The organism is Rhizobium sp. BK650 (genome assembly GCF_014195325.1).
Taxonomy (GTDB): Bacteria; Pseudomonadota; Alphaproteobacteria; order Rhizobiales; family Rhizobiaceae; genus Rhizobium.
Window position 1 is genome coordinate 66035 of the sequence record NZ_JACIBK010000010.1, and the last position, 15662, is coordinate 81696.

Genomic DNA, 15662 nt, shown 5'->3' on the forward strand with positions numbered 1-15662 from the left:
GGTCTATCCCTTGACTGCACCGGCGGTCATGCCTGCAACGATTTGCCGGTTGAAGAAGATGAAGACGATCAGGGGCGGGATGGTCACCAGAAGGATGTTCATGAACAGCAGGTTGAACTGCGTCTGGAATTGCCCCTGAAAGTTATAGAGCGTCAGCTGCACAGTGACGTTTTCCCGGCCCGGCAGATAATAGAGCGGGTTGGTGAAATCGTTGAAGATTGCGATCGACTGAACGACGATGACCGTGACGGTGACCGGCTTCAGAAGCGGCAGGATGACGCGAAAGAAGATCTGGAACGGCTTTGCCCCATCGATGATGGCGGCTTCGTCGAGATCCCGCGGGATGGTCGCGATAAAACTGCGAAACAACAGGACCGTGAAGCCGAGCCCATAGGCAACCTGGATCAGCACCATGCCCGACAGTGTCTTGAAGAGACCAAGGAGCTGCAGCACCCAGATGGTCGGAACAACCGCCGGCGGGATCATCAGGCCGGCAAGCACGCAGCCATAAATGACCGTATTCCAGCGCGAAGGGCGTCGCTGCAGCACATAGCCGACCATGGCGCCGAACAACACCAGCAGCGTGACGGCCGCCACCGTGATGACGGTCGAGTTGAAATAGGCAAGCAGCAGCATGTAGTTGCGGGTCTGCACGACCTCCATGAAATTCTGCCAGAGCTGCCATTCGACCGGCCAGCTGAATTTCAGCGCAGCCGCATCCTGTTTCGTCTTGGCGGCCGTGATGAAGATGAAGAGGAAGGGCATGACGAAGATCACGCCGCAGGCGGCCAATGCCGCAATCCCGGTATAGAGCTGGCGGCGGCTCATAGATCCACCTCCTTGCGATTGAACCAAGCCGTTAGCGGCAGGACAATGAGGCCGATGAGCAGGAAGAGGATCACGTTGCCGGCCGTCGAAAGGCCATAAAAACCCGCCTGGTACTGCTTGTAGATGACGCTTGCCAGCACATCCGAGGAAAAGCCGGGGCCGCCGCGGGTCATTGCCCAGATCAGGTCGAAGCTTCTGAGCCCGCCGATCAGAGAGAGCGTCACGACCGTTACCGTCGCGGGCCTGACCAGCGGAACTGTCACGCGGAAGAACATCTGGGTGCGGGTCGCGCCATCGATGCGGGCGGCCTCATAATAGTCCGGACTGATCGAGGCTAAGCCGGCAATATAGATCACAGTCGCAAGTCCGATGCCCTTCCAGAGGTCGACGAAGACAATGGAATAGAGTGCAAGTGCCGGGTCGGTGAGCCAGCCAGGCCCATGTATCCCGATGGCGGCGAGCGCGACGTTGATGAGCCCACGTGTCGGATGCATGAGAACCGAAAAGGTAATGCCGACACCGATCGTCGAGACGAGAACCGGAAAGAAGATCACGGTACGCAGCAGGCCTTGCCCCCAGAGTCCGGAGGTCAGCAAGACGGCGAGCAGCAGGCCGAGGACCGTTTTCGTGCCTGACGTCAACACCGCATAGATGATCGTATTGATCAGGCCCTGGATCAGAAAGGGTTCACGAAAGAACTGGCGATAGTTTTCCAGGCCGATGAACTGTGTGGTGAACAGATCCCAGCGCGTGAGGCTGAACCAGAAGGATGCGATCGTCGGGGCGAGGAACAGAACGGTGAATACCACTGCCGCTGGCAGCACGAACCAGTAGGGATAAGGGGACTTGCGTCTTGTCATTGGGACACCTTGAGGCGCCCCCCATCCAGGCCGATGGGCCGGGATGGGGGATCGGCTGGGAGGTTACCAGTTCGGCAGGCCAAGCTGCTTGGCTTGCTTCTCGACATCCTGATCGTAAAGAGCAGCAGCGTCCTTCGCGGAGCGGATGCCGGTTCCGACCTCGACGGTGATCTGCTCGAGCGCCGGTCCCTTGACGGGGGAGAGGAATTCGAGCGCCGGACCATTGCGTCCAGCCGTCTCGAAATAGGGGAGCATGTCGGAAACGGCCGGTGGAATATCTTTCGGCAGTTCGCAACCCTTGACGAGATAGGGGCCGGAGGGAACGGCCTTCGCCATAAGATCGCAGGCTTCCTTGGAGCCGACGAAATCGAGAAATTTCTTGCCTTCCTCGATATTTGCGGATTTTGCAGAAACATAGAGTGCCGAGGGCATCCAGACCGTCAGGCCGTTCTTGCCGGCATCCGTTCCAGGCTGGGCGAAGAAGCCGAGGTCCTTGAGATTGTCGGGGAAGTTCTGCTGGACGTTGCCGATGCCGAACGTGAGGTTAGGATAATGCGCCGCTTCGCCGGTGGCAACCATACGCATGCCATCGTCGAAAGTTGCTGCACCGAAGTCTGCATTGAGGTAGCCGCCCTTTGCCACCTCTTCGAGATGCTCGAAGCCGCGCAGCGCTGCCGGCGTATTGGCATATTTGACCTTGTTGGCCGTGTAGTCGTCGGCGAAAGTCGGAACTTCGGCCTGCACGTTGTAGAAATCGGCAAGCACGAAGAGCTGCGAGGTCCAGGTCGTGCCGTAGGTCTGTGCCACGGCAACCTTGCCGGCCGCCTTGATCTTCTCATTGTTGCTCATGAACTCTGCCCAGGTCTTCGGCGGCATGAGGCCGAGATCGGCATAGATCTTTCTGTTGTAGAAGATGCCGCCGCCCATGGCCGAACCGAAGGGGATGCCGCGGACATGCCCATCTGAGCTGGTGACGACCTTTTTGAAGGTGTCGAGAATGCCTGCCTCCGAGGCAAGGTCGGAAAGATCGGCTATCGTTTCCTGCGGCTTCAAAGCTTGGAAGAGCGAACCACTGTTATATTGGAAGACATCGGCCATTTCACCTGTTGCGAGCCGGGTCTTGACGATGTTGTCGCCCTCAGAGCCGCCGGCGCGCTGTTCGACGTCAAAGGTGACGTTGGGATGCTTTTCCATGTAGGCCTTGGACACCACATCGAACGAGGCAATGGATTCCGGGTTGGTGTCGATCAGCACGCTGAGGGTCACATCCGCATGTGCCACTCCAGCGGCAAGGGCCATAATACTGGCTGCAAGGATGCTGCACTTCGTCATTCGCATAGTCATTTCCTCCTCTTGAAGACCGGAATGCGTTGGCTGCCTGCTCACTGGATTTCCCCGCGAGCGACCACATCAGATAGAAAATGTTATTTTATGCTCCCCCCCGGCGAGCCTGAGATCCTGACCTTGCTCGACCGTGGCGCCATTTGCCTTCAGCGCCTTGCGATCGCTTCGGCTCTGCAGGCGTGCAGTAACACCCGGCGGCAGCACGAGACGGCACGTGACAAAACCCTCCTCCAGGGTCCATCCGGCCTCGATTCGGCCAAAACGGGTGTCATGCCAGGCTGAAACCGGCGAGAGAGCAGGCAGGATTGCAGGGTCGAAGGCGATTTCCTCAAAGCCCGGCTTGTCTTCCAGCGGCTTGATCCCAGCAACGTCTTCGAAGAGCCATTGGCAGACGGCGCCATAGGCATAATGGTTGTAGCTGTTCATATCGGGGTCGTAGATCGTCCCGTCTTCTGCAAGAGCATCCCATCGCTCCCAAATCGATGTCGCGCCTTGCTCGACCTGATAGAGCCATCCCGGGATCTTCCGATTGAGGAACATCTTTTCGGCTAGGTCCAGCATGCCGAGCCGGGTCAGGGCCGGCAGAAGGGCAGGGGTGCCGATAAAGCCCGTACCGATGACGCCATCGGTCTCTTCGGCCACCCTGCGGAAGTAGCCGCGAGCGGCCTCTTCATATTCAGGCGGGACGAGGCCATAGAGGAAAGCCAGAGACCATGACGTCTGGTCGTTATGAGCAATGCGACCGGAGGGCGAGAAGAACTCGTTTCTGAAGGCTGCCCTGATTTCGTCAGCCCGTTTCTCAAGCCGCGCGGCTTCGACACTCTCGCCAAGAATACGGGCGATCTTCGCTGTCAGCTGGGTAGAAATGAAGTGGTAGAGGGTGGCGGCACAATCGTCTGCCACGGTCGGCCGCGGCTTTCGGTTATCGCCGACCGGCTGGAGCCAATCGCCGAAGGTGAAGCCATGGGCACCCCAAACGGCGGGCGGGCGGATGATTGGCCCATTGGAGATGTTCCAGAGATAATCGAGCCAGCGCAGCATTGCCGGGAAACATTCTTCCAGCACAGCGCTGTCGCCGTAATGCAGATAAAGCTGCCAGGGGATGATGACGATCGCATCGCCCCAGCCGGTCGAGCCTGCCCATTCACCGCGGCCGTCGATCGGATGTAGTCGCGTCGGATCGGGAGAAAAATGCGAGACGGCGCCATCGGCACGCTGGTCGTGGATCACATCGCGAAGATATTTCATCAGGAAGGATTGGCTGTCTGCAAGCCAGCAGGCGGTTCCGGCAAAAACTTGGGCATCGCCGGTCCAGCCGAGCCGCTCATCGCGCTGCGGACAATCAGTCGGCACTTCGATGAAGTTGGAGCGCTGCGACCAGATGGTGTTGTCGACCAGCCGGTTGACGGCAGCAACACCCGAGGTGAAGCCGCCGGCAGTCACAGGCACCGATGTGACCGGCACCATGGTGATCGCAACCAGATCAGCCTGTCCGATTAAAGTGATGCGCGCGTAACGGAATCCGAAGAAGGTGAAGAGCGGAGCATATTCTTCTTCGCCCTCACCCGAGAGAGTGTAGAGAAGTTCGGCGCGGGCGCTGCGATAGTTGCGGTTGTCGAAGAAGCGATCCGGTCCGAGAACCTCCGAATGCTCGACACGCACCTGCGCGCCTGCAGCACCTTTCAGGCGCAGGCGGGTATAGGCGCCGGCGTTCTGCCCGAAATCATAGACAGTCCGACCATCGGCCTCTGTCCAGCTGTCAATTGGCGAGAGAGCTTCAAGCTCTTTGACTGCACCGGTTTCGTGCGGCACGAGCAAGGCCCTGTCGAAGGGAAGGATATCGACGCCATGGCTGTCCTGCGGCCGGATACGGGCGTCGTAATCTTCACCGTAATAGATCCCGTTGCGCACAACGGGAGTAAAGCCGCTCTTCCAGCCTTCGTCCGTCTTCAGGAGTAACTCACCGCCGGCGCGCAATTCTGCGATCGCTGCTACCCGTTCGCCCCAGCAATTGATGATCGGATTGGCAGCCCACATCAGCTGGCTGCGATACCAGCCGTCGCCCAGCCAGATTTCGATGCGATTGCTGCCTGACAGCAGCAGCTTTGCGATCTCGTAAGCCTGATAGGCGATCCGGTCGTCGTAGCAGGTCCAGCCCGGCGTCAGCAGGTCACGCCCCACGCGCCTTCCGTTGATGAAGGCGCGGTAGAGGCCGAGTGCCGAAATGCGCAACGTCGCTTCAGCAGGAATGGCATCAAGCGTGAATTCGCGCGATAGGAAGGTGCCCGCTGTTGCCTGGCCGCCATCACAGGACGGAGCGACCATCGATGCTGTAAACTGGAAAGCAGAACCGGCAAGCCCGTCTTCCCCGGCAATGCCGTGGGCCGAAACAGTCCTCATTTGGAATCTCCCTCAACCGCCAATTCCTCCGGCGGCTGCTCCGTGTGTATCGTTCTATGTATATCATTCTACACTATCGATTGCCGCGCAAGGGCTTTTGTGCCTATAATTTTCCCACACTTTTGATTGAGGCAATTTGGAATGAAAAATCAGGCCGTTAACGCGACGAGAGATAGGGTCACGATCCGCGATGTGGCGCAGGATGCCGGCGTCTCCGTCGCTGCGGTATCGAAAGTTCTGCGTAACGCCTACGGCGTCAGCGACATCCTGCGGACGAAAGTCGAGACCTCGATCGAAAAGTTGAATTACCGGCCTTCCGTCGCGGCGCGGGCCATGCGCGGCCGCACTCAGACGGTTGGCGTTCTGGTGATCGAATTGACGAACCCGTTCCTGGCGGGTGTCATCGAGGAGGCCAATGCCACCCTGGCAGAAAGTGGCTTCAAGGCGCTGATCGGGATCGGACGCTCCACAAGTCCGATCGAGGCCTCGATGATCGAATCGATGATCGACAACCGAATGGATGGCGTGCTGATCATCGCTCCCAGGATATCGGGCAAGGTGCTGGAGCGCTATGCGCGTCAGATCCCGATTGTCGTCATCGCTCATCACGAACCGCATGCCCAGACCTACGATACGGTTAATTCCGACGATCGCCGAGGCGCTGCCCTCGCCGTGGAAGCAGCCTTGGGGTCCGGTTACACGGATATCGCGATGGTTGGTTATGACCTTGCCGATTCACCGCCGACGATCGTCGCTTTCCAGCGCGAGAAAGGTTATCTTGACGGCATGGCGGCGGCGGGTCTGAGGGGCCGCATCATTCGCCTGCCTTTGGTTGGGACCGACCGTCGGGCGGCAATAGATGATTTCCTGGCGCTGAAGGACCGGCCTCGTGCCGTCTTCGTATGGTCCGATCTTGATGCCGTGCCGCTCATTAACGCTGCGCGCATGAGCGGCATACGGGTTCCGGAAGATCTTGCAATTATCGGCTACGACAATTCGCCGATGGCTGCCATCCCGCTCGTCGGCCTGACCAGCGTCGACCAGAACGCCGCAGAACTCGGCAGAACTGCAGCCGAGATACTGCTCGGCCGGATTGACGGCCGCGAGGATGCCCGGCATTTGCTGATCGAGCCGCGTGTCGAATGGCGCGGAAGCGTGTGAGGGGCAGGGATGATTTCGTGCGTGGGCGCCGAACAGCTCGATGCATGTAAACAGCTCCATGTCCGTTCCATTGCCGAGCGCCATAGCGTCTCGATCAAGACCTTCCATTATGAGTGTTTCGGTCCGGCCGGTGAATTGCTCGCCGCTTAATAGCGTCCTGTCAGCCAGTTAATCCCTCGTCGATTTGCGACGAGGCGAGGCACGGACGGTTTCGCCTCACGGCTTTCGTTATAAAAGCCGCCTTGACAGAACAAATGGGGAGGAGGCGACGGTTAGCGGCAGGAGGAATTTGACCTTTCACGTGGCTTGTCGCCCCGATGCGGCCATTTTGTCCGGCCAGCAGGCCGATTAATCGCCCGTTCATTTTGTGGTCGTTATTGACCGTTATCCGCCATTTCGAACAATTCACGTTTGAATGTAAACTCCCTCGCAAAAGCAATGAAGATGCCGAATTCAAAACGCTCGTGTTCCTGCCCGCATCCAGTCCCGCAAGTACGCATTCGTCGGACACGAACCCAGTAGGAGAGAGTAAACGCGATGACCTCTCAAAATGCTATGGGCGCTGCGAGCGCGCATGTTCAAGCCCCTTCCGCCGATCCTGATTTCGGCATCCGCGCACGCCTGCTGTCGAACGAGCAACTCAGGCTCAAGGCCGCGCAGTTTGCAGAAACGCGGGCCCTCGACGTTACAAGTTTCAAGAATTTCGATTTCTTCCAGCGGCATCGCGAAAATGAAGCCGAGATTCTGAGAGTTTATCGCGCGGCCGCAGCGGATGTCGATGCGGGCGAGAGCATCACGCCGGCTACCGAATGGCTGCTCGACAACCACTACATCGTCGAGGAAGCGATTCAGGAAGTCCGCCGCGACTTTCCGAAGAAGTTCTATCGCGAACTGCGCAAGATCGATCTGGATGGGACGGAAGTGCCGCGCACGCTAGCACTCGCCTGGCTCTACATGGCGCACGCGCACAGCAATATCACCAATGCCGGAATGGCGGCGGTCACAGAGGGTTTCCAGGATAAGGAGACCCTGCGCATCGGCGAGCTCTGGGCCTTGCCCTCGCTCGTACGCTACGTACTGATCGACAATCTTCGCCGCGTTGCCTCGCAGATCGACAAGAGCCGCAAGATGCGCATAAGCGCCAATGCGGCGGCGACCCAGGCAATCGAGCTCGGCGATGCCGGCTCTGCCGGATACCTGGAGACGCTGGCTGCCAATCTCGACGATACGACCTTCGTCACACAGCTGCACTATCGTCTTCGCAATGCGCTGGAGCCGACCGAAGCCGCGCTGAACTGGCTCGAAGGAAAGCTTGCCGCCAAGGGAACAGATGCCGAAGCCGTGATGTCTGCCGAGCAGACCCGCCTCGGTGCGGCCAATGCGCTCATGGGCAGCATCATCAAGAGCCTGCGCGAGATCAACGATACCGACTGGTCCGAATGGGTCGAGGAGGTCAGTACCATCGACAAGCTGCTCTGGCAGCAGACGGACTATGCCGAGCTCGATTCCGGTTCCCGCAACAGCTATCGCCGCCAGATCGAAAAGCTAGCGAAGCGTTCCGACAAGACGGAAATGGATATCGCCGAGGCGGCCGTCCGACTGGCTGATCGCGCGAAGGCGGCGAGCCAGGATATCTTCGCGTCGGCAGCCAATGTCGGCTACTATTTCGTCGGAAATGGACGCCCGGCCCTTGAAGCCGAAATCGGCTTCCGTCCGACACTTGGCCTGCGGTTCATGCGCGTGATCCGCAAGCTGAACTGGCTGGCGATTGCGGTTCCGGTCCTGCTTTTGACGCTACTGGCGCTGATCGTGGTCGACCGGATTTTCGTCGGCGCCGGTATGCCGCTTTTTGCGACCGTCGTTCTGCTGCTGATGTTTGCTCTTCCCGCATCCGAAGGTGCGACCGGTCTTTTCAATTTCTTTGCCACCTTCTTCATCACGCCTGATCGTCTGGTCGGCTATGAGTTCAAGAAGGGTGTGCCTGCGGAGGCTCGCACGCTCGTCACCATCCCCTGCCTGATCGGCAAGCGCGAACATGTCGATGAGCTCGTCCGCAACCTCGAAGTCCATTACCTCGCCAATGCGCGCGGCGAAATCTATTATGCGCTTTTAAGCGACTGGCCGGATGCCCAGGAAGAACAGAACGCCCGCGATCTTGAAGTCCTTGATTATGCGTTGAGCCGGATCGCCGAATTGGAATCGCGTTATGCCGAAGATGGCAAACAGCGCTTCTACCTCCTGCATCGCCGGCGGCAATATAACCCCGCCGAAGGTGCTTGGATGGGCTGGGAGCGTAAGCGCGGTAAGCTGCACGAGCTCAACATGCTCTTGCGCGGTGAGCCCGATACGAGTTTCCTGCCGGGCGCCAATGTCGTGCCGCAGGACGTCAGATATGTCATGACGCTCGACAGCGACACGCGCGTCGTCCGCGATACCGTCACCAAGCTTGTCGGCAAGCTGCATCATCCGATCAATCGCCCCGTCTTCGACGAAACGAAACAGCGTGTCGTCGATGGTTATGGCGTCCTCCAGCCTCGTGTGACGCCGTCGTTGACGACAGGCAAGGACGCATCGACCTTCCAGCGCGTCTTCTCGGTCAACCGCGGTCTCGACCCTTACGTCTTTGCCGTTTCCGACGTCTATCAGGACATCACCGGCGAAGGCACGTTCACCGGCAAGGGCCTCTATCATGTCGACGCCTTCGAGGCTTCGCTGAAGGGCCGGATCAAGGAAAATTCGGTCCTGAGCCACGACCTGCTCGAGGGCTCGATGGCGCGCTGCGCGCTGGTGACGGATTGCGAGCTGGTAGAGGACTTTCCGATCCGCTACGAAGTTGAAGTGTCGCGCCAGCATCGCTGGGCGCGCGGCGACTGGCAGCTTCTTCCTTATATTTTCGACGATCGCCGTGGCGTCACCGCGCTCGGCTGCTGGAAGATGTTCGACAACCTGCGCCGTTCGCTGACGCCAATCGCCTGGTTCCTGGCTTCCGTGCTCGGCTGGTACTGGATGGATCCGCTTGGTGCGCTCATCTGGCAGATCCTCTTGATCTTCAGCCTTTTCGTTGCCCCGACCCTGTCGCTGATCAACGGGATCATCCCGCGCACAAGCGACATCATCCTCCAGGCGCATTTGCATACTGTCTGGAAAGACATCGAGAATGCCAATGCTCAGGTGGCGATGCGCATCGTCTTCATCGCCGACATTGCCTGCGTGATGGCCGACGCCATCGTCCGCTCCCTCTATCGCCTGTTCGTCAGCCGAAAGCTGATGCTGCAGTGGCGAACGGCTGCGAGCGCCCAGGCCATGGCGCAGACGACCATCCTTGGCCATTACAAAGTCATGTGGCGGGCTCCGGTGCTTGCCATCCTGGCATTGCTTTTCGCCATTTCCTCCGGCGACAGCGCCTGGATGGTCGGTCTTCCCTTCGTCATCCTCTGGGTGCTTTCGCCGGCCATCGCCTGGACGGTCAGCCAGACGGCGGAAACCGAAGATCGGCTCGATGTCCCCGACAATGTCCGCGCCGAGTTGCGCAAGATCGCGCGGCGCACATGGCGTTACTTCGACCACTTCGTGGTTCCAGGCCAGCATTACCTGCCGCCGGACAATGTCCAGCAGACACCGCATGCTGTCGTCGCCATGCGCACGTCGCCGACCAATATCGGCGTTTACCTGCTCTCGGTTATTTCAGCGCGCCGCTTTGGCTGGATATCGTTCGAGGATGCCGTCAAGCGCATCGAGCAGACGATTGAAACCGTCGAAAAGCTCGAGAAATATCGCGGCCATCTCTTCAACTGGTATCACACCGACACGCTGAAGCCGCTCGGCCGACGCTATGTGTCGTCGGTCGATAGCGGCAATTTCGCCGGACATCTGATTGCCGTCTCATCAGCCTGCCGTAACTGGGCGAAATCTCCTCTCGACCACATTCATACCGACCTTGACGGTATCGGCGATGTCGCGTCAATCCTTCGTGAGGTGCTCAATGAGCTTCGCGAAGAAGACAAGTCGGTCCGCTCCCTCCACGATCGGCTGGATGGTCGGATTGCTGATCTTGAAATGGCCGTCGCCACCGGCAGGCGCGAGAAGGAATTCTCCTCCGGCCTTATCGAACGATTTGCCGGCCAGGCCCGCGAAATCCGCGAACTTGCCGGCAGCCTTGACCGGGAGGTCAAGACGGCGCAGAGCGACGAAGTTGTTCATTGGGCAGAAAAGCTGGTGGCGACCTGCGAGCTTCATCAGGCAGACAAGGCATTCGATCCTTCGCAGGTGGACGCCATCAGCGAAAGGCTGGCCCGCGTCGGCGATCGCGCCCGCGAAATCGCTTTCGATATGGATTTCAGCTTCCTCTACCGCCCCGAGCGCCGGCTGCTGTCGATCGGCTTCCGGGTGGAGACGGAAGAAGTCGATGCGGCCTGCTACGACCTGCTTGCCTCGGAAGCACGCCTCACCAGCCTTTTCTCCGTTGCCAAGGGCGACTTGCCGACGGAGCATTGGTACAAACTCGGCCGTCACGTCGTTCCTGTCGGCTCGCGCGGGGCGCTTGTCTCCTGGTCCGGCTCGATGTTCGAATATCTGATGCCGCCGCTTGTCATGCAGGAGCGCAGCGGGGGTATTCTCAATCAGACCAACAATCTGATCGTTCTCGAACAGATGAACTATGCCCGCAAGCTCGGAACGCCCTGGGGCATCTCGGAAGCAGCCTTTAACGCTCGCGACCACCAGATGAACTATCAGTACAGCAATTTTGGGGTGCCGACGCTCGGCCTGAAGCGCGGTCTCGGCCAAAACGCCGTCATTGCGCCCTATGCCTCGCTGCTGGCGAGCCAGTACCATCCGGTCGCAGCACTCGAAAACCTCAACAGGTTGAGGGCCGTCGGCGCTCTCGGCATGTATGGTTTCCATGATGCTGTCGACTTCACGGCAAGCCGCGTGCCGGAAGGCAAGCAATGCGCGGTGGTCTATAACTATTATGCGCACCATCACGGCATGTCGATTGCAGCCGTTGCCAATGTTGCTTTCGACGGCATGCTGCGTGAGCTCTTCCACGCCGATCCGGTCATCGAGGCGGCTGAGTTGCTGCTGCAGGAAAAGGCGCCGCGCGACATTCCCGTCATGGCTTCCAAGCACGAGACCGATGCGCCTGCGACCATCCAGGGCGACCTCATGCGTCCTGAAGTGCGCCGCCTGGAAGACCCGGCATCGCGCGAACGCGAATTGCTGCTGCTGTCCAACGGCCGCTATTCGACCATGCTGACAGCAACCGGCTCTGGCTACAGCCGCTGGAAAAACCTCTCCATCAACCGGTGGCGGGCCGATCCGACCGAGGACCGCTGGGGCTCCTTCATCTTCCTCAGGGATATCGCTTCCAACGAATGGTGGTCTGCGACGGCTGAACCGCGCTCGATCGCCAATGAGCACGTGCGCGTCAGCTTCAGCGACGACAAGGCTGAATTCGTCAAGACCGTCGGTGATTTGACGAGCGAAATGGAAGTTTTCGTCGCGAGCGATCACGATGCCGAAGGCCGTCGTCTGACGATCACCAATACCGGCACGGAAGACCGCGTCATCGAAGTGACCTCCTATATGGAGCCGGTCGCAACGCTCGATATCGTCGACACGGGTCACCCGGTCTTTGCCCGCATGTTCCTGAAGACCGAGATCGCCGCAGCCGGCGACGCGATCTTCGTCGAACGCCAGAAGCGGGGCTTGACCGACCCTGATGTCGCCATTGCCCAGCTGATCGTCGATACGTCCGGCGAAAGCGGCCCGACCCAATATGAAACCGACCGCATGCGCTTCCTCGGCCGCGGACGCACTCTGACCGAAGCTGCCGCCTTCGATGCGGGTGCGAAACTCTCGAGCACTGACGGCTTCACCATGGACACATGCGTGTCGCTGCGCCGTACGCTTAGCGTGCCGGCTGGCGAAAAGGTCAGCGTGACCTTCTGGACGATCGCGGGAGCCGACCGTTCCGAGCTCGAGGCGGCGCTCGAGCATTACCGTCAACCGGAAAGCTTCGCCCAGGGCCTCGTTCAAGCCTGGACGCGGACGCAGAGCCAGCTGCGCCAGATTGGCGTGAACTCGAAGGAGGCTGCCGCCTATCAGCGCTTCGCGCGCTACATCATCTATCCCGACATGGCGCTGCGTGCCGACAGCAAGGCGGTTCGCGAGGGCTTGAGATCCCAGTCCGTGCTTTGGGGTGCGACACTGTCAGGTGATGCACCGCTGATGACGCTGCGCATCACAGACGAGCTTGGCACGGATCTCGTCAAGGAACTGCTGCGCGCGCAGGGTCTCCTGCAATCACGCGGCGTCGAGGTCGATCTCGTTATTTTCAACGAACGCACCGGCGAGGCGGCTGGCGAGATGCAGCGCACGATCGATCAGCTTTGCGATGCGGCGCGTCACGCCAGCGAAGTGGCTGGCATCCAGCGCAACATCTATGTGCTGCGCAAGGATCTGACGACGCCGGAAGCCTATGAGGCCATCATCGCCGCTTCGCGCGTTGTGCTGCGCGGCCGCGACGGCAGTCTTATCGACCAATTGCAGAAGGCTCGTTCCGTTGCCGGGTCACCGGCGCTCCTCGGTCAGTGGGGCGATTCGACCCTCGTGCCGAGAATGGTACGGATTGCTTCGGAGCCGATATCGGCTGATGGCAGCGACCTCACTTTCTGGAATGGCTATGGCGGCTTTGCTGCCGATGGCAGTGAATATGTCGTGCGCCTGTCGGGTGGCGAGCAGACGCCGCATCCGTGGGTCAATATCATGGCCAACGAGAGCTTCGGCTTCCATGTCTCAGCGGAAGGCGCAGCCTTCACCTGGAGCCAGAACTCCCGCGATCATCAGCTAACGCCCTGGACCAATGATATGGTCACCAACCGACCGGGGGAGGCCTTCTATCTGAGGGATCTCGACCGCGGTTCGGTCATCGTGCCCTATGCAGCGTTGGCGCAGCGGTCTGATACGTTGTTCGAGGCGCGTCATGGTCTTGGCTATTCGGTCTTCTCGACAGTTCAGGATGAAATCGCTCTGGAGGTCACCCAGACCCTCCATATGGAAAAGCCGGTCAAGCTGACACGGCTGCGCGTCCGCAATGAGGCGGGTGAGGCACGCAAACTCCGGCTTTACGGCTATGCTGAATGGATCCTTGGCAATAACCCGACGAAGACCAAACCCTTCATCATCTCGAGCTTCGACAGCGCGAGCGGGGCGGTCTTCGCAAGTAACCCTTTCAGCGTGAGCTTCGGCACGCGCGTCGCAGCCTTCGCGGCAAGTGAAACGCCATCGAGTGTTTCAACCAGCCGCCGCGAATTCATCGGCAGGCATGGGACGATCCAGCAGCCGCGCACGGTCTCGGCCGGCTCGCGTCTTTCCAATGCTGTCGATCTCGATGGCGATCCGGCAGCCGCCATGGCTTTCGATCTGACGATTGCTCCCGGCGAAGTACGCGACATCTGCTTCTATTTGGGCGATGCAGCCTCGCAGGCGGACGCAGCCGCCCTGATTGGAGAGATCCGCTCGATGGGTTTTGATGACGTTCTTGGCCAGACGCGCGACTTCTGGAAGAATTTCACCGGCAAGACGCGTGTTTCAACACCTGACCAGCGTCTCGACTTCATGGTCAACAGCTGGCTGCCCTATCAGACCTATAGCTGCCGCATCATGGCCCGCACCGCCTTCTACCAGTCGAGCGGTGCGTGGAACCTGCGCGACCAGCTGCAGGATTCGTTGGCCTTCCTGCTTCATTCGCCCGAGATCGCTCGCAGGCAGATCCTCAATACCGGCCGCCGGCAGTTCCCGGAAGGCGACTTCCAGCACTGGTGGTTGGCCGATACCGGCGCGGGCGTTCGTACGAACATCTCCGACGATCCGGTCTGGCTCGCTTATGCGGTCGATCAGTATTGCACAGCGACCGGCGATATCGCGATCATGGACGAGATGCTACCCTTCGTCGAAGGCGCGCAGCTCAGCCCTGGCCAGTACGACGCCTTCCTGCAGCCACGGGTTTCCAATACGACTGCATCGCTTTACGAGCACGCGGCCCTCGGCCTTGATCTGGCAATCAAGCGCACCGGCGTCAACGGCCTGCCGCTGATGATGAGCGGCGACTGGTGCGATAAGATGGACCGCGTCGGCATGGCCGGCCGGGGCGAAAGCGTCTGGCTCGGCTGGTTCCTGGCGGGGGCATTGCGCCGCTTTATCGTCTATGCCGAATCCCGCGGCGATACACAGCGTGTCAGCCACTGGACGGCGCATCTGGAAAAGCTGAAGACCGCAATCGAAACGGCCGGCTGGGACGGCGAATATTACCGTCGTGGCTATTACGACAACGGCGCGCCGCTGGGCTCCAGCCAGTCCGAGGAAGACAAGATCGACTCGATCGCTCAGTCCTGGAGCGTGCTGTCGGGCGAGGGCAATCCGCAGCGCAGCGAGATGGCTATGAAGGCCGTCCTCGACAAGCTCGTCGATGAAGAGGGCAAGTTCATCCGTCTGCTGACGCCGCCCTTCGTCAAACCAGTCAACGATCCCGGGGTCATCAAAGCCTATCCGCCGGGCGTTCGGGAAAATGGCGGTCAGTATACTCATGCCGCGACTTGGGCGGTGCTCGCTCTTGCTCGCATGGGTCGCTCTGAAGACGCATGGCGCGCTTTCGAGATGCTGAACCCGATCAATCACTCGCTCGATAAACCCTCTGCGGATATCTATCGCATCGAGCCCTATGTGATCGCCGGCGACATCTATGGCGAAGGCGCCCTCAAGGGCCGCGGTGGCTGGAGCTGGTACACTGGCTCGGCCGGCTGGTTCTACCGTGTGGCAATCGAGGGCATTCTTGGCATTCGCTCGGAAAATGGCCGCCTGCACGTCAAGCCGGTCCTGCCGGCGGGATGGAACGGTTTCTCCGCCGAACTCGACCTGCCGAGTGGGAAATATCAGGTTTCCGTTTCGAAGGTGGACGCGGATCGCTGCTCCGTTACGATCAACGGCATGGCACTTGATGAGCTGAACGAAGGGTATTTGCTGGCGGCCAAATAAGAACTCGCTGCCGGGGCAGGATCGACTTGTGTCACT

The 15662-nt window shown here is 59.8% G+C and carries 6 protein-coding genes; 2 read left to right on the forward strand and 4 right to left on the reverse strand.

Annotated features, from left to right (window positions below):
• Window positions 1–3 precede the first annotated feature (3 nt).
• The 4 genes from FHX15_RS22210 to FHX15_RS22225 form a co-directional block, all read right to left on the reverse strand.
• Entirely contained in the window at window positions 4–828 is an 825-nt protein-coding gene (locus tag FHX15_RS22210) for a carbohydrate ABC transporter permease (RefSeq protein ID WP_184400527.1), read from the reverse strand.
• Complete coding sequence (locus tag FHX15_RS22215) at window positions 825–1688, reverse strand: carbohydrate ABC transporter permease (RefSeq protein WP_184400528.1); 864 nt, start codon at window positions 1686–1688, stop codon at window positions 825–827. Before FHX15_RS22215 ends, FHX15_RS22210 begins: the two co-directional genes overlap by 4 nt.
• A 63-nt stretch (window positions 1689–1751) precedes the next feature.
• Entirely contained in the window at window positions 1752–3032 is a 1281-nt protein-coding gene (locus tag FHX15_RS22220; protein ID WP_409527025.1) for an ABC transporter substrate-binding protein, read from the reverse strand.
• Window positions 3033–3098: 66 nt separating this feature from the next.
• Window positions 3099–5432 (reverse strand): alpha-L-rhamnosidase, encoded by a 2334-nt coding sequence (locus FHX15_RS22225; RefSeq protein WP_184400530.1) that lies wholly within the window; start codon window positions 5430–5432, stop codon window positions 3099–3101.
• A 141-nt stretch (window positions 5433–5573) separates the two neighbouring features.
• Here FHX15_RS22225 and FHX15_RS22230 point away from each other — a divergent pair, with 141 nt between their 5' ends.
• Complete coding sequence (locus FHX15_RS22230) at window positions 5574–6593, forward strand: LacI family DNA-binding transcriptional regulator (protein ID WP_184400531.1); 1020 nt, start codon at window positions 5574–5576, stop codon at window positions 6591–6593.
• 537 nt (window positions 6594–7130) lie between these two features.
• Window positions 7131–15626 carry a GH36-type glycosyl hydrolase domain-containing protein gene (locus FHX15_RS22235; RefSeq protein ID WP_184400532.1) on the forward strand — a complete coding sequence of 2832 codons (8496 nt, stop codon included), beginning with the start codon at window positions 7131–7133 and terminating at the stop codon, window positions 15624–15626.
• Window positions 15627–15662: the final 36 nt, after the last annotated feature.